This is a genomic window from Marivivens sp. ABH4_498 (assembly GCF_056160585.1).
This window is the reverse complement of sequence record NZ_JBSWXL010000007.1, coordinates 22,645-46,832: the sequence shown is the minus strand read 5'-3', so window position 1 is coordinate 46,832 and position 24,188 is coordinate 22,645. Positions and strand designations below refer to the sequence as shown.

Annotated in this window: 22 protein-coding genes and 1 tRNA gene; 10 read left to right on the top strand and 13 right to left on the bottom strand. The window is 55.0% G+C overall.

Annotated elements, in window-relative coordinates:
* Window positions 1-16: 16 nt before the first annotated feature.
* From ACXAGA_RS13630 to iscR, 8 genes are all read right to left on the bottom strand, one after another.
* Window positions 17-93, bottom strand: a tRNA-Arg gene (locus tag ACXAGA_RS13630).
* A gap of 87 nt (window positions 94-180) precedes the next feature.
* The gene (locus ACXAGA_RS13625) at window positions 181-1,401 is read right to left on the bottom strand and encodes a cysteine desulfurase (RefSeq protein ID WP_475118025.1); all 1,221 of its coding nucleotides are present in this window, start codon (window positions 1,399-1,401) and stop codon (window positions 181-183) included.
* 1 nt (window position 1,402) lies between these two features.
* Window positions 1,403-1,885 carry a YIP1 family protein gene (locus ACXAGA_RS13620; protein ID WP_475118024.1) on the bottom strand — a complete coding sequence of 161 codons (483 nt, stop codon included), beginning with the start codon at window positions 1,883-1,885 and terminating at the stop codon, window positions 1,403-1,405.
* On the bottom strand, window positions 1,882-3,171 hold the full coding sequence (gene sufD, locus ACXAGA_RS13615) for a Fe-S cluster assembly protein SufD (protein WP_475118023.1): 1,290 nt from the start codon (window positions 3,169-3,171) through the stop codon (window positions 1,882-1,884). Before sufD ends, ACXAGA_RS13620 begins: the two co-directional genes overlap by 4 nt.
* Window position 3,172: 1 nt before the next feature.
* Window positions 3,173-3,928: a Fe-S cluster assembly ATPase SufC gene (gene sufC, locus ACXAGA_RS13610; protein WP_475118022.1), complete on the bottom strand. Its 756-nt coding sequence runs from the start codon at window positions 3,926-3,928 to the stop codon at window positions 3,173-3,175.
* Between the two features lie 94 nt (window positions 3,929-4,022).
* Complete coding sequence (gene sufB, locus ACXAGA_RS13605; protein ID WP_475118021.1) at window positions 4,023-5,552, bottom strand: Fe-S cluster assembly protein SufB; 1,530 nt, start codon at window positions 5,550-5,552, stop codon at window positions 4,023-4,025.
* 16 nt (window positions 5,553-5,568) lie between these two features.
* On the bottom strand, window positions 5,569-6,612 hold the full coding sequence (locus tag ACXAGA_RS13600) for a cysteine desulfurase family protein (RefSeq protein ID WP_475118020.1): 1,044 nt from the start codon (window positions 6,610-6,612) through the stop codon (window positions 5,569-5,571).
* A complete protein-coding gene (iscR, locus tag ACXAGA_RS13595) occupies window positions 6,612-7,070 on the bottom strand; it encodes a Fe-S cluster assembly transcriptional regulator IscR (RefSeq protein WP_475118019.1) in 459 nt (152 codons plus the stop codon). The genes ACXAGA_RS13600 and iscR overlap by 1 nt, the downstream gene beginning before the upstream one ends.
* Before the next feature lie 173 nt (window positions 7,071-7,243).
* Between iscR and ACXAGA_RS13590 the strand changes: the two genes are divergently transcribed.
* The 5 genes from ACXAGA_RS13590 to ACXAGA_RS13570 all read left to right on the top strand — a co-directional run bounded on the left by ACXAGA_RS13590 (window position 7,244) and on the right by ACXAGA_RS13570 (window position 11,355).
* Window positions 7,244-7,897, top strand: coding sequence for an alpha/beta hydrolase (locus tag ACXAGA_RS13590; RefSeq protein ID WP_086450561.1), 654 nt, complete (start codon window positions 7,244-7,246; stop codon window positions 7,895-7,897).
* Between the two features lie 6 nt (window positions 7,898-7,903).
* A complete protein-coding gene (locus ACXAGA_RS13585; protein ID WP_475118018.1) occupies window positions 7,904-8,131 on the top strand; it encodes a hypothetical protein in 228 nt (75 codons plus the stop codon).
* A gap of 53 nt (window positions 8,132-8,184) precedes the next feature.
* Window positions 8,185-9,345 (top strand): HD domain-containing protein, encoded by a 1,161-nt coding sequence (locus ACXAGA_RS13580; RefSeq protein WP_475118017.1) that lies wholly within the window; start codon window positions 8,185-8,187, stop codon window positions 9,343-9,345.
* A 98-nt stretch (window positions 9,346-9,443) separates the two neighbouring features.
* Window positions 9,444-10,658: an NADP-dependent isocitrate dehydrogenase gene (locus ACXAGA_RS13575; protein WP_475118016.1), complete on the top strand. Its 1,215-nt coding sequence runs from the start codon at window positions 9,444-9,446 to the stop codon at window positions 10,656-10,658.
* A gap of 73 nt (window positions 10,659-10,731) precedes the next feature.
* Window positions 10,732-11,355 (top strand): YitT family protein, encoded by a 624-nt coding sequence (locus ACXAGA_RS13570; RefSeq protein WP_475118015.1) that lies wholly within the window; start codon window positions 10,732-10,734, stop codon window positions 11,353-11,355.
* Here the strand turns inward: ACXAGA_RS13570 and ACXAGA_RS13565 are convergent, their stop codons facing one another.
* Entirely contained in the window at window positions 11,356-11,586 is a 231-nt protein-coding gene (locus ACXAGA_RS13565) for a hypothetical protein (RefSeq protein ID WP_475118014.1), read from the bottom strand.
* A 413-nt stretch (window positions 11,587-11,999) separates the two neighbouring features.
* Here ACXAGA_RS13565 and ACXAGA_RS13560 point away from each other — a divergent pair, with 413 nt between their 5' ends.
* The 3 genes from ACXAGA_RS13560 (at window position 12,000) to typA (ending at window position 14,844) form a co-directional block, all read left to right on the top strand.
* Window positions 12,000-12,602 (top strand): YitT family protein, encoded by a 603-nt coding sequence (locus tag ACXAGA_RS13560; protein ID WP_475118013.1) that lies wholly within the window; start codon window positions 12,000-12,002, stop codon window positions 12,600-12,602.
* A gap of 13 nt (window positions 12,603-12,615) precedes the next feature.
* Complete coding sequence (locus ACXAGA_RS13555) at window positions 12,616-12,954, top strand: DMT family transporter (protein WP_475118012.1); 339 nt, start codon at window positions 12,616-12,618, stop codon at window positions 12,952-12,954.
* 72 nt (window positions 12,955-13,026) lie between these two features.
* Window positions 13,027-14,844: a translational GTPase TypA gene (gene typA / locus ACXAGA_RS13550; RefSeq protein ID WP_475118011.1), complete on the top strand. Its 1,818-nt coding sequence runs from the start codon at window positions 13,027-13,029 to the stop codon at window positions 14,842-14,844.
* Window positions 14,845-14,925: 81 nt separating this feature from the next.
* Here typA and ACXAGA_RS13545 read toward each other — a convergent pair whose 3' ends face one another.
* The 4 genes from ACXAGA_RS13545 to recA form a co-directional block, all read right to left on the bottom strand.
* Window positions 14,926-15,216 carry a DUF1330 domain-containing protein gene (locus ACXAGA_RS13545; protein WP_475118010.1) on the bottom strand — a complete coding sequence of 97 codons (291 nt, stop codon included), beginning with the start codon at window positions 15,214-15,216 and terminating at the stop codon, window positions 14,926-14,928.
* 2 nt (window positions 15,217-15,218) lie between these two features.
* Complete coding sequence (gene alaS / locus ACXAGA_RS13540; RefSeq protein ID WP_475118009.1) at window positions 15,219-17,876, bottom strand: alanine--tRNA ligase; 2,658 nt, start codon at window positions 17,874-17,876, stop codon at window positions 15,219-15,221.
* Window positions 17,877-17,960: 84 nt separating this feature from the next.
* Window positions 17,961-18,506: a hypothetical protein gene (locus ACXAGA_RS13535; RefSeq protein WP_475118008.1), complete on the bottom strand. Its 546-nt coding sequence runs from the start codon at window positions 18,504-18,506 to the stop codon at window positions 17,961-17,963.
* Entirely contained in the window at window positions 18,506-19,582 is a 1,077-nt protein-coding gene (recA, locus tag ACXAGA_RS13530) for a recombinase RecA (protein WP_475118007.1), read from the bottom strand. The genes ACXAGA_RS13535 and recA overlap by 1 nt, the downstream gene beginning before the upstream one ends.
* 184 nt (window positions 19,583-19,766) lie before the next feature.
* Between recA and ACXAGA_RS13525 the strand changes: the two genes are divergently transcribed.
* Window positions 19,767-20,363, top strand: coding sequence for a sulfotransferase family protein (locus ACXAGA_RS13525; RefSeq protein WP_475118006.1), 597 nt, complete (start codon window positions 19,767-19,769; stop codon window positions 20,361-20,363).
* 84 nt (window positions 20,364-20,447) lie between these two features.
* Window positions 20,448-24,152 (top strand): methionine synthase, encoded by a 3,705-nt coding sequence (gene metH / locus ACXAGA_RS13520; RefSeq protein WP_475118005.1) that lies wholly within the window; start codon window positions 20,448-20,450, stop codon window positions 24,150-24,152.
* Window positions 24,153-24,188: the final 36 nt, after the last annotated feature.

Here is a 24,188-nt window from a genome sequence, read left to right as displayed (position 1 = left end):
AATTACCAGAAAGGTATGGCGCACCCGACAGGATTCGAACCTGTGGCCTCTGCCTTCGGAGGGCAGCGCTCTATCCAGCTGAGCTACGGGTGCCTAAGGGTTCTATATCCGCCCCTCTGCGGTGCTGCAATGCCAAAGGCAGCGCGGAGGGCGAGGATTTTCGCTCGCCCTGCCCATTTGTTAACCAAAGAGTTCGTGGCAGAACTCTAGCGCGTCGACCAAAGCGTCGACTTCGGCTTTGGTGTTGTACATCGCAAACGACGCGCGGCAGGTCGCGCCGACGCCCATGTGGTCCATCAATGGCATCGCGCAATGGGTGCCCGCACGAACCGCGACGCCCTTTTTATCCAGCACCGTCGAAATATCATGCGCATGTGCGCCGCCGTTCAAAGTGAGCGAGAAAATCGCCGCCTTGTTCGCTGGATTGCCCTGAATATTCACCCAGTTCAGACCGCGCAGGCGTTCGTTCGCGTAAGAGCACAGGTCAGCTTCGTGTTTGGCCACGTTTTCCATGCCGATCTGCATCAGATAATCCAGCGCAACGCCCATCCCAATCGTTTGGACGATCCCGGGGGTGCCGGCCTCGAACTTCATCGGGGGATCATTGTAGATAACCGTGTCGCGGCCGACCTCTTTGATCATGTCACCGCCGCCCATAAATGGAACCATTTCGGCCTGACGTTCTTTGCGGACGTAAATCGCGCCCGACCCCGATGGACCATAAAGTTTATGGCCCGTGATCGGATAAAAATCTGCGCCCATGTCCTGAACATCGACAGGCATGTGAACGGCGCCTTGGCTACCGTCGACCAATACGGGCACGCCGCGTTCGCGGGCCGCATGACAAATGGTTTTGACGTCAACAATTGTGCCCAACACGTTCGACACCTGCGTGACCGCAACCAGTTTGGTTTTTGGGCCAATCGCATCAATCACCGCTTGGGGATCAAGGTTTCCGTCGGCATCCGTTTCAACCCATTTCAGCACAACGCCCTGACGTTCGCGCAAGAAATGCCACGGCACGATGTTGGCGTGGTGTTCCATGATCGACAGAACGATTTCATCGCCCGCCTGCAGACGCGGCGCGGCCCACGAATAGGCCACCATATTGATGCCTTCGGTGGTGCCTGAATTGAGGATGATTTCATCTTCGTCGGCGGCACTCAGGAACTTTGCCACAACCCCGCGCACGGATTCATATTTATCCGTCGCAAGGTTAGAAAGGTAATGCAACCCACGGTGAACATTGGCATATTCTTCGGCATAGGCTTTGGTCACCGCATCAATAACGACCTGAGGTTTCTGCGCCGAAGCGCCATTATCCAGATACACCAGCGGTTTGTTATTCACCTGACGCGACAGGATCGGAAAGTCCGCGCGGATAGCATTGACGTCGAACATGTCAGGCTCCTTTTTCGGCCTCAATCAGGGTCAATGCCCCGATGACAAAAAATGCAATGGTCCACAGCGCGCCAACGATCATTGTGCCGGTGTCGTCGCCATTAAATCCGCGCAACAGGCCATATAGCAACGCCGCGGGCGTGGTCGCCAATAGCGTCCAAAACAACGACAGGCGCGCGGTGTAGAATGTGCCCTTACCACCCAGCGCCTTGGCCAACAGATGGATCACGGCAGATAGCCCGTAAAAGAACAAAGGCGCAATGAAAATCCACAGGAACAACGACCCTGTGATCTGTTCTTTGGCGCTGGTTCCGGTCAATTCTTCGACGCGGACCGCATAGGGCCAAGTCGCCAGAAAATTCAGGAAACACCCGCCCATGAGGAACGCCAGTGCGCGGTCTTCGCGTTGGCCCATCCGCAACAGACGGTCCATGACCGCACGGGGCTGACGCCACGTGCGGACCATATCACGGGTTACGCTCATCCTTGGGGACGCTCTAGCCAGATGGCCAGACGGTCACGCAACGTATCAGCGATGGTTTCATCGTCGATTTCGTCCAGCGCCTCGGCCAAGAAAGCCAGCGTCAGCAGGTCGGTTGCTTCGGCCTTTGGCACGCCGCGCGATCGCAGGTAGTAGATCGCGGTTTCGTCAATCGCGCCGCAGGTCGACCCGTGCGAACACGCCACGTCATCAGCGTAGATTTCCAGCTCTGGCTTGGCCAAGAAATTGGAATCGTCGTCCAGCAGCAAACCTTGGGAAATCTGGTAACCGTCGGTTTTCTGCGCGCCTTCTTTGACCAAGATTTTGCCTTGGAACACGCCTGTTGCGTTATCGCGTAGCACCTTTTTGAACACCTGACGGCTTTCGCAGCGTTCGGCGTCGTGGGTGATGAACACGGTGTCGTCGTGATGGAAATCACGGCCCGAACCGATGCACACACCAGCAACATGCGCGATGGAATCGTCGCCGGTCAGTTCAATCACCACTTCGTTGCGGGTCATGACGCCATTGGCGGTCATGGTGAACGATTTGAACGCAGATTCAGAACCCAAACGGGCAAAGATCGCAGTCGCAGCGCGGCGTTCGTGATCGCGGCCTTGGGCGCGAACGTGGTGGAACGACGCGTTGTCCGCAACAGATACTTCGGTCACGATGTTGTAACGGGCAGCCGCAGGGCCGGATTCCAACAGGGTGACTTCGGCGCCTGCATCGACCTGAACCAGATGGCGCAGGATTGCATCGCTGTCGGTTTTGGTCTGCAGGTAGGACACGTGGATCGGTTTTGATACCTTGCCCGTTGCGCGGATGATCAGACCATCGGTCGCGAACGCGGTGTTCAGCGTGGCCAACGGGCGCTGCACAGGCGTTTGACCAGCCGTTTCCAGCGCGCCAAACAGGTCTTTGGCCCAATGGATGTCCGCCGACTGGCTGTCTGCCAGACGTTCGATTGTCACGCCGTCCAGCGCCAATTCATCCGATGCGTCAGCGTCAAACACGCCGTCAACGAACACAACGTGCAGGCATTCGGTGGACCCGAACACATCGCCGTTTTCCGACGCATAGACCGATGCCGCAACCGGTTCGACCGAAGTCAGCGCGGTTGGATCGGTGTAACGCCAGTATTCATCACGTTTGATCGGCAGGCCCATTTCGGTCACGCGGGACAATGCGTCCTGACGTGCGGTTTGGGTCCAGCCCGCCGCCTGAGGCAGCGACAGGGCGTTCAGGCGTGCCTCGGTCGTGTCGATTTTAACCTTTGGCAAAGCCATCTTATTCGACCTCCGCCAGAATGTCGGCGTAACCGTTGTTTTCAACTTCCAACGCCAGCTCTGGGCCGCCGGTTTTCACGATACGGCCGTTTGCCATGATGTGAACAACGTCTGGTTTGATGTGGTCCAGCAGACGCTGATAGTGGGTGATGACCAAGAACGAACGGCCTTCGGAACGCAGAGCGTTGACGCCTTCGGACACCAGTTTCATTGCATCGACGTCCAGACCGGAATCTGTTTCGTCCAAGATGCACATCTTTGGTTCCAGCATCGCCATTTGCAGGATTTCGTTACGCTTTTTCTCGCCGCCCGAGAAACCAACGTTCACTGGGCGTTTCAGCATGTCAGCGTCGATTTTCAGGGTCTTTGCGCGTTCGCGAACGACTTTCAGGAAATCGGCTGCAGACAGTTCCTCTTCGCCGCGGGCCTTGCGCTGTGCGTTCACAGCGGTACGCAGGAACGTCATGTTGCCAACGCCGGGGATTTCGACAGGGTATTGGAACGCAAGGAACAGGCCAGCGGCGGCGCGCTCTTCAGGTTCCAGATCCAGCAGGTCTTCGCCGTCCAGAGATGCTTCGCCGTCGGTGACTTCGTATCCGTCGCGACCCGACAGAACATAGGACAGCGTCGATTTACCCGAACCGTTCGGGCCCATGATTGCGTGTACTTTGCCTGGTTCAACAGTCAGGTTCACACCTTTGAGGATCTGCTTGTCCTCTTCTTCCAGTTTCACATGCAGGTTCTTGATTTCCAGCATTTTATCTCCTTGGGGCTGTGCCCCGAATATCTGACGGGCCCCTGCCCGATTAGTGTTCATTGCGGCCCCATCTGGGGCCAAATCCAAATCAGGCTTAGCCGACCGAGCCTTCGAGGCTGATCGCAACCAATTGCTGCGCTTCCATCGCGAATTCCATCGGCAGAGCTTGCAGAACGTCTTTGCAGAAACCGTTCACAACCAGTGCGACGGCCTCTTCTTCGTCCATGCCGCGCTGACGGCAGTAAAACAGCTGATCATCATCCACCTTGGATGTGGTTGCCTCGTGTTCGACGCGGCTGCTGTTGTTTTTGACCTCGATGTACGGAACGGTGTGCGCACCGCATTCCGAACCGATCAACAGACTGTCACACTGGGTGTAGTTACGGCTGTTTTTCGCTTTGGGGTGCATGGACACCAGACCGCGATAGGTGTTCTGCGCCTTACCCGCGCTGATACCTTTGGACACGATGCGGGATTTGGTGTTTTTGCCCAAATGCACCATTTTCGTGCCGGTGTCGGCCTGCTGGTAATTGTTCGCAATCGCGATCGAATAGAATTCACCTTGGCTATCGTCACCGCGCAGGATGCAGGACGGGTATTTCCATGTCACAGCCGAACCGGTTTCAACTTGGGTCCACATCACTTTGGAACGGGCGCCACGGCAATCCGCGCGTTTCGTCACAAAGTTGTAGATGCCGCCTTTGCCGTTTTCATCACCGGGGAACCAGTTCTGAACGGTGGAATATTTCACTTCGGCGTCTTCTTCGACGATGATTTCCACGACAGCCGCGTGCAACTGAGCCGTGTCACGCTGAGGCGCGGTACAGCCCTCTAGATACGACACGTATGACCCTTTGTCGGCGATGATCAGGGTGCGTTCGAACTGACCTGTGTTTTCCGCGTTGATACGGAAATAGGTCGACAGTTCCATCGGGCAGCGCACGCCGGGCGGCACGTAAACGAACGAACCGTCCGAAAACACAGCCGAATTCAGCGTCGCATAAAAGTTGTCCGACACAGGAACAACCGAACCTAGGTATTTCTTAACCAGCTCTGGGTGTTCTTTGATCGCTTCGGAAATCGAACAGAAAATCACGCCTGCTTTTTTCAGCTCGGCCTGAAACGTGGTGCCAACGGAAACCGAGTCAAAGACGGCGTCCACTGCAACTTTACGTTCGCCTTCTTTGTAGTCCTCTGCGCCTTCGACGCCGGCAAGGATCAGCTGTTCCTTTAGCGGAATGCCCAGTTTGTTGTAGGTTTCCAGCAGCTTTGGATCGACTTCGTCCAGCGATTTGGGTTTTTCGACCATCGATTTAGGACGTGCATAGTAATACTGATCCTGAAAGTCGATTTCAGGATAGTTCACCATCGCCCAATCGGGTTCCGACATGGTTTCCCAACGTTCGAACGCCTGTAGACGCCATTCGGTCATCCATTCAGGCTCTTCGTTCTTTTCCGAGATCAGTTTGACGATATCGGTGTTCACGCCTTTGGGCGCGTATTCCATTTCGATATCGGTTTCCCAACCGTATTTGTATTTGCCAGACAGTTTGGCAACGGCATCGACAGTTTCCTGATCTACGCCTTCTTTTACATCCATTTCCGGACGGTCTGTTGCAGCCATGACCTTTTCCTTTGTTTTACGCGGCGCGTGCGCGCATCTTTTTATAACGGTCGATCCAAGCAGCCGCGAACGCGTCTACCTGATCCGATGTAGTGTCTAAGCCAAGCGACACGCGTGCCATGCACGCGCCGTCATCTTCGCCAAATCCCATAGCGCGCAAAACCTTGCTCGCTTTAACTTTGCCAGAGGAACAAGCCGATCCAGCAGAGATCGCAAATCCGGCCAAATCCAGAGCCATGACTTGCGTTTCGCCTTTCCACCCGGGGGTGACAAAAGCAGTCGTATTCGGCAGTCGGTTTATACCTTTGCCGATGAAAATAGTATCTGGTGCCGCGTCGGCAATGCGGGCCTCTAGGTGATCGCGCAACTGTGCGATTTCGTCCCAGCGGCCATTCGCCAAATCGTTTTGCGCAGCCGTCAACGCCGCTGCAAAACCCGCGATACCAATCAGGTTTTCGGTTCCCGCGCGGCGGCCCATTTCCTGTCCGCCACCACGTTGATGCGCAATCAGGTCATAACCCTGCGGGATGATCAGAATGCCGACACCTTTGGGACCACCGATTTTATGGGCCGATGCCAGCACCATTTCCATGCCTGCCCAGCTATAGGCAAATGGCAGACGCCCGATCGCTTGGGTCACATCCGAAACCGCCAATCCGTTCGGCAGGGTCTGGATGATACCAGTTTCCGAATTCGCCATTTGTAGCGTGCTGTTTTCGGGGTCGGTGACAAACACCTGACCCATTGGATCAGCGGGCAACACTTCGTCGATCCATGCGCCAACGGCGTCATGTTCAATGCCGGACCCTTTCAGATCGCGACCGGCCAACGCCAGCGCAGCCGATTCAGTCGCGCCGGATGTGAAAACGATGTCTGCATTCCCTGCGCCCAATGCCTCGGCGATTTGGTCACGGGATTTTTCCATCAAAGATTTGGCAGCGCGGCCTTCGGTGTGGACAGACGACGGGTTGCCGACGACATCCATCGCCGACAGCATCGCCGCCTTCGCCTCGGGCCTTAAAGGCGCCGTAGCGTTATGATCCAAATAGAGCCGCGCCATTATTCGTCCACGACCTCGAACAAGGCCGGAACGGCAGGACAAGGGGCCAAACCATTGCCAATCACATCAGCCAGTCGGGCCTGATGTAGGAACACATAAACATGGGCTGACAAACCTTCCCACAGGCGGTTCGTCAACGATTGCGCGCGCGTGCCAGAGGCACCACCCGATGCGCCTGCCCCTTTGTGCATGGCGCTGACAGTTTCATCGACAGCCTCTAGGATTTCGGACACACGGATTTCCGATGCGGAGCGCGCCAGCTTATAACCGCCACCCGGACCACGCACAGAATCTACCAATTCTTTGCGACGCAGTTTCACAAACAACTGTTCCAGATACGCCAAAGAGATGTCTTGCCGTTCGGAAATTTCAGCCAGAGTCACCAATGATCCCGCTGGTTGCAAGGCCAAATCAGCCAGTGCGACGACCGCATAACGTCCTTTGGTGCTCAATTTCATTGTGTTTTTCCCGAACCAACCGCTGAAAACGTTCAATAACATTGACGTACGCAGCTTCTATCATTAACTGCGGTACAGCCCGCAAGCCCCAAAAGGTTTGCTATTTAGAATCTTTCTAAGGTGTCTGAGGAATATAGTCAACAATTCCCGTCACCCAACGTTCAGGGAGCACCATGCCCGAAGTGATTTTCCCCGGCCCCGAAGGCCGGCTAGAAGGCCGCTACCACCCGCAAAAAGACCGCGATGCGCCGATTGCAATTATCCTGCACCCGCATCCGCAGTTTGGTGGCACGATGAACAACCGCGTTGTTTATAACCTTCACTATGCGTTTCATAACCTAGGCTTTACCGTTCTGCGGTTCAATTTCCGCGGCGTGGGCCGCAGCCAAGGCGAATATGATCAAGGCATCGGCGAATTGTCTGATGCGGCATCGGCGCTGGATTATCTGCAATCGATGAACACCGGCGCGAAACATTGCTGGGTCGCTGGTTTCAGCTTTGGCGCGTGGATCGGCATGCAGTTGCTGATGCGCCGCCCTGAAATCACAGGTTTCATTTCGGTGGCTCCGCCTGCGAATATGTACGACTTCAGCTTTTTGGCACCCTGCCCTGCGTCTGGTCTGGTCATCAACGGTTCGGCTGACCGCGTGGCTCCGCCACAAGATACCGTAAATTTGGTGAACAAACTGCACGAACAAAAAGGCATCACGATCACCCACGAAGTGGTCGAAGGCGCTGGCCATTTCTTTGACGATGAACACATGGACACCATGGTGGGCAGCGTTCAGGGCTACGTGAAACGTCGCCTGACGGAAAACACACGGTAACGACCTATGGGAATGCTGGACGAAATGGCCGACAAGATCGCGGTCAAAGCTCTGCGAGACGAAGCCGTGACGGGCGACGATCAAATCGTCAAACAGGTCGGCGAAATCTTGGGCGCGTCATCGCAAACCCTGCAAGAGGCCTATAACACAGCTATTCGCGTCCGGCGCGCAGAACGACGAGCGAATGAATTGCTGGACAAACGCGCCGCGAAATTCAAAGCGCAAACAGACTAACGAAACGGCGGGATCACCCCGCCGTTTTTCATTTTTCGACCAACGGGTGCTCCATGAATCCCATCGCCGCAAAACTTGCATTCCTGACCGAAGCGGATCGTCTGAAAAATATCATTCGCGCAAACAACGTGATTGATGGATCGCGGCAGGAAAATACAGCCGAACACAGCTGGCATGTGGCGCTATATGCATTGATTTTTGCCCCCTATGCCGCGCCTGATGTTGATGTGGATCGTGCGATTTCGATGCTTTTGGTTCATGACATCGTGGAAATAGACGCGGGCGATCACCCCATCCACCTAGACCACGACCCAGCCGCCATTGAAATCGCTGAACGCGCCGCAGCAGATCGTATTTTTGGACTGCTGCCGTTTCCTTTGGCGATCGAATTTCGGGCGCTTTGGGACGAATTTGAATCCGGCGCAACAGCGACTGCGCGGTTTGCCAAAATGATCGACACGATCCACCCCGTGTATCAAACTCTGTGCAGCCCCAACCCAGACCCGCACCATATCGAAGTTGTGCGTGCCAATGTATCATCAGGACGTGCCGAAATTCTACGCACCCATTGGCCGATGGCTCACCAACATATCGTTGGCCTGCTGAACCAAGACCCGATTAAAGCGCCCACAGATTTCAATTTGCGCCTAAGTTTCGCGGTCGAGACCTGCAAACTGAAACACATCAATCGCGCAACCCTGCTGTGCGATGGATCACGCCGTGAAAATTCGGGCGAACACAGTTGGCACATCGCCCTATATGCGCTGACATTACCCCAAACCGCCCATGTGCCGGTGAACGTGGGTCGCGTGGTGCGCATGTTGCTGTTGCACGATATTGTTGAAATCGATGCCGGCGATGCCCCTATTCACGGCGATTACGATCCCGCCGAAATGGCCGCCAAAGAACAAGCCGCCGCAGACCGCCTATTCGGGTTGCTGCCCCGCGATCAGGGCGCCGAGCTTCGGGATCTGTGGACCGAATTCGAAAACGCGACAACCGCGGATGCGATTTACGCAAAATCCGTTGATCGGGTTCAGCCGCTGATTTCAAATTTGGTGGGCGATGGCGGATCGTGGCGTGAATATAACGTGTCTTACGATCAACTTGTGGCGCGGGTTGGGTCCAAAATTCAACGCGGCGCGCCTGATCTATGGACCGAAATGGACAAACGCATTCGCAACCATCCTTGGTTTGTCGCAGAATTCGACTAATTGGTCGATTTTTCTGCATACCATTGTATACAATATGTAGTCATCGCCAAAATTATCGGTTATAACGCATCCAGATTATTCCAACTGGAGCCACATCGATGACCAAGATCAAAGTCGCCAACCCCGTCGTTGAACTAGACGGTGATGAAATGACCCGCATCATCTGGGATTTCATCAAGCAAAAATTGATCCTGCCCTATCTGGATATAGACCTGAAATACTACGATCTGGGCATCGAAGAACGCGACCGCACCGACGACCAAATCACCATCGATGCGGCCCATGCGATCAAAGAACACGGTGTTGGCGTCAAATGTGCGACCATCACCCCAGACGAGGCGCGCGTCGAAGAATTCGGCCTGAAAAAGATGTGGAAATCGCCCAACGGCACGATCCGCAACATTCTGGGCGGCGTTGTGTTCCGCCAGCCGATTATCTGCCGCAACGTGCCTCGTTTGGTGCCAGGTTGGACGCAGCCCATCGTGGTTGGCCGTCACGCGTTCGGCGACCAATACAAAGCGACCGATTTCCATTTCCCCGGCGCTGGCAAACTGACGATGAAATTCGTCGGCGAAGACGGCACTGTCATCGAAAAAGAGGTATACGACGCGCCATCCGCAGGCGTTTACATGGGCATGTATAACTTGGATGACTCGATCCGCGATTTTGCCCGCGCGTCGTTTAACTATGGCCTGATGATGAAATGGCCCGTCTATCTGTCGACCAAAAACACGATCCTCAAGGCCTATGACGGCCGTTTCAAAGATCTATTCGCCGAGATATTCGAAGCCGAATTTGCAGAAAAATTCAAAGACGCTGGCATCTGGTACGAACACCGCCTGATCGACGACATGGTTGCATGTGCGCTGAAATGGAACGGAGGTTTTGTCTGGGCCTGTAAAAACTACGATGGAGACGTGCAGTCCGACACCGTCGCCCAAGGGTACGGATCGCTGGGCATGATGGCGTCGCAGCTGATGACCCCCGATGGCAAAATCGTCGAAGCCGAAGCCGCCCACGGCACCGTCACCCGCCACTATCGCAACCATCAGGCGGGCAAGGCGACATCGACCAATTCCATCGCGACGATCTACGCGTGGACGGGCGGCCTGAAACACCGCGCGAAACTGGACGGCAACGAACAGCTGATGCGCTTTGCCGAAACACTGGAACGCGTCACCGTTCAATGCGTCGAAGACGGCCACATGACCAAAGATTTGGCCCTACTTGTCGGCCCCGATCAGGGTTGGCTGACCACCATGGGGTTCTTGGAAAAACTGGACGAATACCTGAACAAAGCCTTGGTAGGCTGAATTGGGCGGCCCTTCGGGGCCGTTCTTTTTTGACCATATGGACAGGTCATAATTTCTGACCTATGTTACATCCATGCCAGCGCCATTACCATATCCACAGCATACCGTCCCGCACACCCCGATCGAGGATGCACAGGGCATCATCATTGGTTTAATTACAACCTCTATTGCGCTGACTTTCCTAAACTCTTTGGGCTTTATCACAGGCCAAACGGCGGGTGTCGCGCTGATCGTTTCCTACCTGACGGGGTTCAGTTTCAGCTGGGTGTTTTTCCTGATCAACATCCCATTTTACATCTTTGCATGGTTCCGCATGGGGCCAGAGTTTACGCTGAAATCCGCGTTTTGCGTCACGGCCTTATCGGTGATGATGGGCTACATCCCTGCCCTTATGCCGTTCGACGGATTGAACCCATGGTTCGGCACCATCGCGTTTGGCGTGTTGTGCGGGTTTGGCCTTTTGGGGATTTTCCGGCACAAGGCATCGCTGGGCGGTTTGGGCGTCGTAGCCCTGATGATCCAAGACCGCACAGGGTTTCGCGCAGGTTACGTTCAGATCATATTTGACGTCATCATCTTTGGAACCGCAGCGGCATTGCTACCGCTGCGGGTGGTGTTGTTTTCGTTACTTGGTGCGTTGGTTCTGAACACGGTTATCGCGTTCAACCATCGCCGCGATCGTTATATCGCGAACTAGTCACCACAGGCTTTTGGTTGGATCGTAATACGGCGGGGGCGCTTTGGGGGGTAGCCCCATATCGCGGCGCAGGTACTCTGGCGTGCCATCATCTATGACGCCTTTTTTATACCGCCGAACACCTGCATTCGCGGCTAGCAATTCGCGAACAACATGCCAAAATCCGTGGCTATCGATCAAAGTTTCCAACAAATAGCGTGCTGGAATACGCGTCAGTTGACTGTTTGTCATACGTTTTCAGGCAAAACTGCCTGTCCCTAAGTTAGGTTAAAAAAACGCAACACAGATACGAAAACGGGCCATCAGCCTGTTTGCGGATAAAATGTTGCTAAGGTTTGGAAAGTGCCGGACTACCGGCGGTTTTTTGCGGGGCTAATTAGCGGGCCGCGGTTCGCTGCAATTTTGCTGCGATCATCGACCATGCATGAGGCGCGTTTGCCGCGACTGCATTAACGCCTAGAGGTGCGCACGATACAAATTTAGTCATGATGCCCCCTTTTCGTGTTGGCGTTTCGTCGATGCAGCCAGATTGCACAGCAGATTGATTCAACCAAAGGTTTTTCTTTAATCTTTTGATCAAAGACCATTGTGTTGCCAAAATACCCGCGTTATCGCGCACCAAAGATGAAATAATAGGCCCTGCTATGACAGACCCCAAAACCCACAGCCTGATCGAAGACGCCCAAGGCATCCTGTTTGGCACCGTTATGGCGTCCTTTGGCGTTTTGATCCTGACCCACCTTGGGTTCGTAACGGGCCAAACCGCTGGTCTGGCGATCATCCTATCCTACGCCACGAATTGGAGCTTTAGCGCGTGGTTTTTCATCGTAAACCTGCCGTTCTATTGGCTGGGCTATAAACGCATCGGGCTGCGGTTCATGGTGAAAACGTTCATCTCGGTCGCGCTGGTAACGGCGATCACGCCGATCCTGCCGATGTTCATCAGTTTCGAAAACCTGAACCCCATCGTTGGCGCGATCCTGTTTGGGTTCTGTACGGGCGCGGCCCTGATGGCGTTGTTCCGTCATGGCGCGTCTTTGGGCGGCATCGGCATTCTGGCGCTGTATATTCAGGAAAAAACGGGGTTCCGCGCGGGCTGGACCCAGCTTTTGTTCGATGCCGTGCTGTTTTCGGTCGCATTCGGATTGCGCGATTTCATGACCGTCGTCTACAGTTTCCTAGGCGCCTTGGTTGTGAACCTTGTGATCGCCATCAACCACCGCAAAGACCGCTATATCGCCACCTAAGAAAGGGAACGCCATGCCGACCCATGTTATCGCTTTGATCTTTGCCATCATTGCCGAAACAATTGCAACATCGGCCCTAAAGGCGTCAGATCAGTTCACAAAACTGGGCCCCACCGCGATTGTCGTCGTGGGCTATGCGATATCGTTTTACCTGTTAGCCTATGCCGTGCGGTTCATGCCGGTCGGCATCGTTTATGCGATCTGGTCGGGGCTGGGCATCGTTCTGGTCGCAATCATCGGATGGGTTTGGTTCAAACAATCGCTGGACCTGCCCGCGATCATCGGATTGGCCATGATTTTGGGTGGAATTGTGGTGATTAATCTGTTTTCCGCAGCGGCCAGTCACCATTAAATGCCTTTGGGGGTGGCTTTTGCCGCGATTGCACGGTAAGGCGCAGCCAACTCCTCTTTTCAAGGCTGCACTATGGATATCCGTAACATCGCGATCATCGCGCACGTTGACCACGGCAAAACGACTTTGGTTGACGAACTTTTGAAACAATCGGGCGCATTCCGCGAAAACCAAGCCGTTGCAGAACGCGCTATGGATTCGAACGACATTGAACGCGAACGCGGCATCACCATTCTGGCGAAAGCAACATCCGTTGAATGGAACGGCACCCGCATCAACATCGTTGACACCCCAGGCCACGCCGATTTCGGCGGCGAAGTTGAACGCATCCTGTCGATGGTTGACGGCGTTGTTCTGCTGGTTGACGCAGCCGAAGGCCCAATGCCTCAGACAAAATTCGTGACGTCCAAAGCGCTGGCGCTGGGTCTGAAACCAATCGTAGTTCTGAACAAAGTCGACAAACCAGACGCCGAACCTGATCGCGCGTTGGACCAGTGTTTCGACCTGTTTGCGAACCTTGGCGCGAACGACGAACAGCTGGATTTCCCACACATGTACGCATCGGGCCGCTCTGGCTGGTGTGACGCTGAACTGGACGGTCCACGCAAAGACCTGACCGCGCTGTTCGAACTGATCGTGAACCACGTCGAGGCGCCAAAGCAGATCGAAAAGAAAGACGAACCTTTCTCGATGATCGCAACCACGCTGGGCGCTGACCCGTTCATCGGCCGCATCCTGACGGGCCGCGTTGAAACCGGCACCCTGAAAACCGGCGACACGCTAAAGGCATTGTCGCGCGACGGCGAAAAAATCGAACAATTCCGCGTCACCAAAATTCTGGCGTTCCGCGGTCTGGCTCAGTCCCCTATCGACGAAGCCATCGCAGGCGACATCGTGTCGGTTGCAGGTATGTCCACCGCAACCGTGGCTGACACCCTGTGTGACCCACAAGTAACCGAGCCGCTGTTCGCACAGCCAATCGACCCACCTACCATTTCGGTTCTGTTCGGCATCAACGACAGCCCTCTGGCTGGCCGTGACGGTAAAAAAGTTCAGTCGCGCGTTATCCGTGACCGCCTGATGAAAGAAGCCGAAACCAACGTCGCGATCAAAATCGAAGACACCCCAGGTGGCGAAGCGTTCATCGTTTCGGGCCGCGGCGAATTGCAGATGGGCGTTCTGATCGAAAACATGCGCCGCGAAGGTTTCGAACTGTCGATCTCGCGTCCTCAGGTTATTTTCCAAGAGGAAAACGGCACCCGCATGGAGCCAGTCGAAGAAGTCGTAATCGACGTTGATGACGAATATTCGGGCGCTGTGATCGAAAAAATCACCGGCCCACGCAAAGGCGATCTGGTTGAAATGTCGCCAGGTGGCGCAGGCAAAACCCGTATCGTGGCGCACGTCCCATCGCGCGGCCTGATCGGTTACCACGGCGAATTCCTGACCGATACACGCGGTTCGGGCATCATGAACCGTATTTTCCACGGCTGGACCGAACACAAAGGCCCGATCGCTGGCCGCCGTCAGGGTGTTCTGATTTCGATGGAAAACGGCACCGCTGTTGCTTACGCTCTGTGGAACCTAGAAGACCGCGGTAAGATGTTCATCAACCCGCAGGATCCAGTGTACACTGGCATGATCATTGGCGAACACAGCCGTGACAACGATCTGGAAGTAAACCCTCTGAAGGGTAAGAAACTGACCAACGTGCGCGCATCCGGTTCGGACGAAGCTGTTCGCCTGACGCCGCCAGTTGTGATGTCGCTGGAACAGGCAATCGCCTACATCGACGACGACGAACTGGTAGAGGTCACGCCAAATGCGGTTCGCCTGCGTAAACGCTATCTGGACCCACATGAACGCAAGCGCCAATCGCGCAGCGCATAACAGAAAAGGCCCCGAATTTCGGGGCCTTTTTCTTTGGCTGGCAATGAAAAAAGGCGCGAGATGATCCTCGCGCCCTTTTGTTTATTCCGCCGCTTCGACGATCATCAGATCGCGTTCACTGGCGCCTTTGGCGTAGGATAACGCCTCTTGATAGGCATCCGAATGGTAACAATCATGAGCGGCCTGCATGCTGTCGAAAAACGCGACAACATGGCGGGCGCGGTCGGTGCCTTCTAGGATTTCGTATTTGCCACCACGAGCAAGGAATTTCCCGCCGTGGTCAGCAATCGCGACAGTCGCACGTTTGGCATATTCGCCATAGGCGGCTTCGTCCGTGACGTGAACATGGGCGATCCAATAGGCACCTGGCATTGTTACGCTCCTTCGATGACAGCTTCGGCCGCTTTGATCGCTGCATCCGCATTTTCTGCCGATGCACCGCCGCCTTGGGCCATATCAGGACGGCCACCGCCGCCTTTGCCGCCCAATTCAGGGGTCACGGCGCGAATGATGTCGGCTGCCGATACTTTGCCGGTCAGATCAGAGGTCACGCCGCAGGCAACCGCAGCTTTGTCGCCCGTATCCGCGATCAACAGAACCACGCCCGAACCCATCTGCGCTTTCATTTCGTCGATGATGCCTGGCAAATCTTTGCCAGTGACGCCCGATAGAACCTGAGCTTTGAACGATACGCCGTTGATTTCCTTGGCAGGTTCTTCGGATTTGGCACCGCCCGACATCGCCAATTCGCGGCGCAGCTGAGCCACTTCGTTTTCCAGTTTTTTGCGGTCATCCATCAGGGATTTCACGCGATCCGCGGCTTCGGCGGCTGGCGCTTTCAGTGCAGCAGCAACAGCGTTCAGGCGCGTTTCTTGTTCCTTCAGGTAATCAATCGCGGCTTGACCGGTCAACGCTTCGACGCGGCGCACGCCAGCGGAGGATGCGCTGTCAGCCAGCACAACGAATGCACCGATATCACCGGTTTGGCGCACGTGCGTACCACCACACAGTTCAAGGCTATAGACATTGCCATCAACGCCTTTGCCCGAACCATCCTGTTGGCCCATCGAAACAACGCGCACTTCGTCGCCGTATTTTTCACCAAACAGCGCCTGCGCACCCAAGGCACGCGCGTCGTCAGGTGTCATGATGCGAGTTTCAACGCGGGTGTTTTGACGGATCATTTTGTTCACGTCCGCTTCAACCTGAGTCAGTTCGGCTTCGCTAAGCGCTTTGCCGTGGCTGAAATCGAAACGCAGACGATCAGGCGCGTTCAGCGACCCGCGCTGAGCAACGTGATCACCCAGTGCTTCGCGCAAGGCTTCGTGCAGCAGGTGCGTGGCCGAGTGGTTCGCGCGAATATCCGAACGACGCTGGTGTTCAACAACCAGTTTCGCAGGCTGACCACGGGTGATCGACCCTTCGGTCACTTCGGCGAAGTGAATGAAAATGCCAGCCGCTTTTTTAGTGTCGGTAACACGCGCAACGCCCGTTTCGGTGGTGATTGTGCCCGTATCGCCAACCTGACCACCCGATTCACCATAGAACGGGGTCTGGTTTACGACGATCTGAACTGTATCACCCGTTTTCGCATCGCTCACCACGTCCGATCCGTTCACGATCGCGGTGATCTGGCCTTCGGCGGTTTCGGTGTCATAGCCCAAGAATTCGGTGACGCCGTTTTTGTCCGCCAGTTCGAACCAAACGGTTGCGTCCGCAGCTTCACCCGAACCCGCCCAAGCGGCGCGCGCTTTGGCTTTCTGTTCTTCCATTGCGGCGTCGAAACCATCGGTGTCCACGGTGCGACCCTTTTCGCGCAGCGCGTCTTGGGTCAGGTCCAGTGGGAAACCGTAGGTGTCGTACAGTTTAAACGCCGTCGCACCCGGCAATTCAGCGCCTTCGTCCATGCCCGACAGTTCATCGTCCAGCAATTTCAGACCACGATCCAACGTCTGTTTGAAACGGGTTTCTTCGGCCAGCAAAGTTTCCTGAATCATCGACTGCGCCTGACCCAGTTCAGGATAGGCACCGCCCATTTGTTTCACCAATTCGGGCACCAGACGGTGCATCATTGGATCTTTCGCGCCCAACAGGTGCGCATGACGCATCGCGCGGCGCATAATGCGACGCAGAACGTAACCGCGGCCATCATTGGACGGCATAACGCCATCAGCGATCAGGAACGACGTAGACCGCAGGTGGTCGGCAATCACGCGGTGATGCACGTTCTGATCACCATAAGGGTCAGAGTTCGACGCATGCGCGGACGCTTCAATCAGGGCTTTGAACAGGTCGGTGTCATAGTTGTCATGGCTGCCTTGCAGCAGCGCGCCGATCCGTTCCAGACCCATGCCCGTGTCGATGGACTGCATGTCCAGCGCTTTCATCGAACCGTCTTCGAACTGTTCGTTCTGCATGAAAACGACGTTCCAGATTTCAATGAAACGGTCGCCGTCTTCCTCTGGCGAACCGGGAGGGCCGCCCCAGATGTGATCGCCGTGGTCAAAGAAAATTTCGGTGCATGGACCACAAGGACCAGTTGGCCCCATCTGCCAGAAATTATCCGAGGTCGCGATGCGAATAATGCGATCCTCAGGCACGCCGACCTTTTTCCAGATTTCGAACGCTTCGTCATCGGTGTGATAAACGGTCGTCATCAGACGCTTTGGGTCGATGTCGAATTCTTTGGTGATCAGTTCCCATGCGAATGGGATCGCTTCGTTTTTGAAATAGTTGCCGAACGAAAAGTTGCCCAACATTTCAAAAAACGTGTGGTGACGCGCGGTGTACCCGACGTTGTCCAGATCGTTGTGTTTACCGCCCGCGCGCACACATTTTTGCGACGTGGTGGCACGCTGGTAATCGCGTTTTTCAACACCGGTAAAGCAGTTTTTGAACTGCACCATACCAGAGTTTGTGAACATCAGGGTCGGGTCGTTGCGCGGCACCAGTGGCGACGACGGAACGATGGTGTGACCATTGCGTTCAAAATAATTCAAAAAGGTCGATCGGATGTCGGAAAGGCTCGTCATTGCGCTCTTCTCACAGGCATAGTTTGGAAACGGTGTACCGCCCTGCCCCGACGCTGTCCATGGCTGCACGCCGCTTTGACGCGATCAAAGTTTATTTAAAAGGTCGCCCGCACGAAATTTTCCGTCCTTTTCGACGCTGCACAGAATTCCGCGCAGCCTATGGGGACGATTTTGCGGATCACGCACCCAATGAAACGCGGGATCGCCATAGTGTTTTTTCCACTTGGCACAGCCATCATTGAAAACGTCTGATACGCGTAGAACCGCGCTACCGACGCCCAACAACTGCCCCACCGGTAGGTTTTGATCCGACAAGTCCATATCCACGATGAACGTATCACCCGGATGAATTTGACGGCTTCGATCCGTCCAGACCAAATCCAAGACCCGTTTCGAAAGAATGGAAATCTGTATTCCCGGATGAGGCGATCCATCCGATTGCCTGATCCAAGGGCGGGTCGCCCAACGTTCGCCAGGGATGCCTTGCGCCCGAGTGACCGTGATTTCATCAACGAACTGTCGTTCGCCGATGTCTGGCCGCAGGCACAACATAGAAATAGCCGCCCCTGTTTTCGGGGCGGCTAGAATATCACCAATCGCGAGATCTAAATCAGCGCGCATTGGCTGCATTACATTTCGACCAGATCGTCGTCCGCGCCGTCATCATCCGCCATTTGGAAATCCAAACCGTGGGCTGCACGGATTTTATCCTCGATCTCGATCGCGATATGTGGATTTTCCTTAAGGAAGTTTTTCGAATTCTCGCGGCCTTGACCGATGCGTTCATCCCCGTAAGAGAACCAAGCACCCGATTTATCGACAACGCCCGCTTTGACGCCCAGATCCAACAGCTCGCCGGTCTTCGAAATGCCTTCGCCATACATGATGTCGAATTCCACCTGTTTGAATGGCGGCGACACTTTGTTTTTGACGACTTTCACGCGGGTCGAATTACCAACGACTTCGTCACGATCTTTGATCGCGCCGATACGGCGGATATCCAGACGAACGGACGCATAGAATTTCAATGCGTTACCACCAGTTGTCGTTTCGGGCGAACCGAACATCACGCCGATTTTCATACGGATCTGGTTGATGAAAATCACCATACAGTTCGATTTGGCAATCGAACCAGTCAGTTTGCGCATCGCTTGGCTCATCAGACGTGCGTGAACACCCACACTGCTGTCGCCCATATCGCCTTCCAACTCTGATTTCGGCGTCAGCGCTGCGACCGAGTCGACAACAACAAGGCTAACCGCGCCCGAACGCACCAGCGTATCAACGATCTCTAGCGCTTGTTCACCTGTGTCAGGCTGCGAAATCAGCAATTCGTCCAGATCCACGCCCAATTTTTTAGCGTAGATCGGGTCCAGCGCGTGCTCTGCATCAACAAACGCACAAACGCCGCCTTTTTTCTGTTCTTCGGCAACCGCGTGCAATGTCAGCGTGGTTTTACCCGAACTTTCTGGGCCAAAGATTTCGATGATGCGGCCTTTTGGCAGACCACCAATGCCCAAAGCAATGTCCAAACCCAGCGAACCAGTTGACGTTGCTTCGATTTCTTGAACTGGGCTGTCTTTGCCCAGCTTCATGATCGACCCTTTACCGAACTGACGTTCGATCTGTGCCAGCGCGGAATCCAGCGCCTTTTGCTTCTCTGCGGTTTTCTTGTCGCTCATGGTTAAAATATCTGCCGTTGCCATCTTTGCGATCCTTATTTCACACCCGTCGCCCTACGGCAATCAGAGTTAATGTTCGCCCATTGTTCCCGTTTGTTATGAGATCAAAACAAGAACAAAGCAAGAAAAATTTTACGAATATGACTTTGTATCAGTAACCGTTAAAGGATAGTTTACAGGCCAACAGAGTTTGGGGATTTGTGGTCATATGCTTGTTTTTTGGAAAGAAAAGCTGGTTTTCCTTGCCGTACCAAAGACAGGAACAACCGCCATCGAAGGCGCATTGGCCCCGCGCGCAGATGCGGTTTTTCGCGATCCACCGATTCTAAAACACACGCCTTTTTACCGATACAAACGCTGGGTCCTGCCTATGTTGGAAAAAGCAGGCGCCGAAGATTTCGAAACAGTCGCAGTTGTTCGTCACCCCATTGACTGGCTATCCAGCTGGTACAGATACCGTCTGCGCAATGAATTAGTTGGGCACAAAAACAGCACCCGAAACATCAGTTTCGACGAATTTATCGTGGAATATTGCAATGAATCCCCTGCCCCATTTGCAAACGTTGGGTCGCAGGCAAAATTTCTGGCCGCACAAAACAAACCAACGCCTTGCACCCACGTTTTCCGGTACGAAGCGCAGCCAAAATTGATTTCGTTCCTTGAGGATCGACTATCAACGCAGATCACGTTGAAACAGTTAAACGTTTCGCCAACCGCTGACATTTCTGTCGACCCCGAGGTTATGGCCCTGCTGAAACGTGAAAAAGCGGCGGACTTTGCATTATGGGAGTCGGCCCAACATTAGTGAATTTCATAATCTATATGATAAAGTTGAATTTCACTAATATTGCGACCTTGGGTATCACGCGCGGAAGCAAAGGATACCCAGATGACAAAACCAACCCGTTCGCCCGTTTTTGACCAACTGACTGCCGCCATGGCCGATCAGATCCTGATTTTGGATGGCGCGATGGGCACGTCGATCCAGAAACTGGGATTAATCGAGGGTGATTTTACCGGCGGCCATTCGGGATGCGCCTGCCACATCCATTCGGACAAACCACAGCAGGGTAACAACGACCTGTTGTCGCTGACCCGCCCCGATGTGATCGAAGAAATCCATTATCACTACGCCAAAGCGGGCGCTCATATCGCGGAAACGAACACGTTTTCGTCGACCTCGATCGCGCAGGCAGATTATGACCTGCAAGACAAAGTCTATGATCTAAACGTCGAAGGTGCGCGCCTCGCCCGCAAAGCGTTGGACCGCGCCACCGCAGAAGACGGCATTCAGCGCTGGGTCGCGGGCGCTGTCGGGCCGACGAACCGTACGGCTTCGATTTCGCCTGACGTGAACAACCCCGGCTATCGTGCCGTAACCTTTGATCAATTGCGCGACGCCTATGCCGAACAAATCCGCGGCCTGATGGATGGCGGCGCGGATATCATTCTGATCGAAACTATCTTTGACACGCTGAACGCAAAGGCCGCTGTTTTCGCCGCCGAAGACGTGTTCGATGAAAAAGGTGTCATCCTGCCGATCATGATTTCGGGCACGATCACCGACCTTTCGGGGCGTACCCTATCGGGTCAAACGCCCACCGCATTCTGGTATTCGCTGCGCCACGCCAAACCGATCAGCATCGGCCTGAACTGTGCGCTGGGTGCCAGCGCGATGCGCGAACATTTGGCCGAACTGTCAAACATCGCTGACACGAACATTTGCGCCTACCCGAACGCGGGTCTGCCGAACGAATTCGGCGAATACGACGAAACGCCCGAAGAAATGGCCGACCAGATCGAAGAGTTCGCCCGCGACGGTCTGCTGAACATCGTTGGCGGCTGCTGTGGGTCGACCTATGACCACATCCGTGCCATTGCGGACCGCGTGCGCGATTATAAACCGCGCAGCATTCCAGCCACCGAACCGCGTATGCGCCTATCGGGGCTAGAGCCGTTCACCCTGACCAAAGACATCCCGTTTGTGAACGTCGGCGAACGGACCAACGTCACCGGATCCGCCAAATTCCGCAAACTGATCACCAATCAGGACTACGCGACCGCGCTGGACGTTGCCCGCCAACAGGTGGAAAACGGCGCTCAGATCATCGACATCAACATGGACGAAGGCCTGATCGATTCCAAACAGGCGATGGTCGATTACCTGAACCTGCTGGCCGCCGAACCTGATATCGCACGCGTGCCGATCATGGTCGACAGTTCCAAATGGGACATCATCGAAGCCGGCCTGAAATGCATTCAGGGCAAGGCGATCGTGAATTCGATTTCGATGAAAGAAGGCGAAGAACAATTCCTGCATCAGGCGCGCCTGTGCCGCCGTTATGGTGCGGCCGTTGTGGTCATGGCCTTTGACGAAGTCGGCCAAGCCGATACCGAAGATCGCAAGGTCGAAATCTGCACCCGCGCCTATAAACTGCTGACAGAAGAGGTCGGTTTCCCGCCCGAAGATATCATTTTCGACCCGAACGTATTCGCCGTCGCCACAGGTATCGAAGAGCACGACAACTACGGCGTCGATTTCATCAACGCCACCGACCGCATCACCAACGACTGCCCACACGTTCACATTTCGGGCGGTGTGTCGAACCTGTCGTTCTCGTTCCGCGGCAACGAAGCCGTCCGAGAAGCAATGCACGCCGTGTTCCTGTACCACGCCATCCAAAAAGGCATGGATATGGGTATCGTGAACGCGGGTCAGTTGGCCGTCTATTCCGAAATCGACCCCGAATTGCGCGACCATTGCGAAGACGTGGTTCTAAACCGCCGTTCGGACGCGACCGAACGCATGCTGGATCTGGCCGAAAAATATCGCGGTCAGGGCGGCGCGCAGGCCAAAGAAAAGGACATGAGCTGGCGCGAGGCGCCTGTTGAAAAACGTCTGGAACATGCTTTGGTCAACGGCATCACCGAATTCATCGACGCCGACACCGAAGAAGCCCGCCAAAAAGCAACTCGCCCATTGGACGTAATCGAAGGCCCATTGATGGACGGTATGAACGTCGTCGGTGACCTGTTCGGCGCTGGTAAAATGTTCCTGCCCCAGGTGGTGAAATCCGCCCGCGTAATGAAACAGGCCGTCGCCGTTCTGACCCCCTATATCGAGGCAGAAAAAGACGGCAACCGCGAAGCCGCAGGTAAAATCCTGATGGCCACGGTCAAAGGCGACGTACACGACATCGGCAAAAACATCGTCGGCGTTGTTCTGGCCTGTAACAACTATGAAATCATCGATTTGGGCGTCATGGTCCCAACGTCGAAAATTCTGGAAACGGCCAAGGCTGAAAACGTTGATGTGATCGGCCTTTCAGGTCTGATCACGCCGTCGCTGGATGAAATGGTGCATGTGGCTGCCGAAATGGAACGCGGCGGATTTGACATCCCGCTGCTGATCGGCGGCGCAACCACATCCAAGGTGCACACAGCCGTTAAAATCGCGCCGAAATACGACCGTGGTCAGGCGATGTATGTCACCGACGCCTCTCGCGCCGTGGGTGTCGTATCGTCCCTGCTGTCGTCCAAATCCAACGACGTCAAAGCCGAAGTTCGCGCCGATTACGCCGACATCGCCGAACGTCACGCACGCGGCGAACGCGGCAAAAAACGGGTGACGTTGCAGGACGCGCGCGACAATGCGTTGAAAATCGATTTTAACGGATATGCCGCGAAAACGCCGTCGTTCTTGGGCACGCGGGTATTTGACCAATGGTCGCTGGCTGAATTGGCCGACTATATCGATTGGACCCCGTTCTTCCAAACTTGGGAATTGAAAGGCGTCTACCCCGCGATCCTAGACGATCCGAAAAAAGGCGAAGCCGCCCGCAGCCTATTTGCAGACGCCCAAGCGATGTTGAAACAGATCATTGATGAGCAATGGTTTAAACCGCGCGCAGTCGTCGGGTTCTGGCCTGCGAATGCTGTCGAGGATGATATCGCTCTGTTCGCTGATGACACGCGCGATGCGAAACTGGCGACCCTGCATACTTTGCGTCAGCAAACCGCAAAACGTGACGGTCGCCCGAATGTTGCGATGTCGGATTTCGTGGCCCCATCGGGTCAGGATTACGTCGGCGGTTTTGTTGTGACCGCAGGCCCCGAAGAGGACGATATCGCCAACCGTTTCGATGCAGCAAACGACAACTATTCGTCAATCATGGTCAAAGCCTTGGCCGACCGTTTCGCCGAAGCCTTTGCCGAACGGATGCATGAATATGTGCGCACCGAACTGTGGGGCTATGCGTCCGAGGGCTACTCGCCAACCGAATTGATCGCGGAACCCTACGATGGCATCCGCCCGGCCCCTGGGTATCCAGCCCAGCCAGATCACACCGAAAAAGCAACGCTATGGGAACTATTGGACGCCGAAAACGCGACCGGCGTGTCCCTAACCGAAAGCTATGCGATGTGGCCTGCGGCATCCGTGTCGGGCATCTACATCGGGCACCCAGACAGCTATTATTTCGGCGTGGGCAAGGTCGAGGCAGATCAGGTCGCCGATTATGCAGCCCGCAAAGGCATGACAGTGGCCGAGGCCGAACGCTGGCTGTCGCCGATCCTGAATTACATCCCGAAATAACGAAAAAGGCCGGAGAAAACTCTCCGGCCTTTTTGC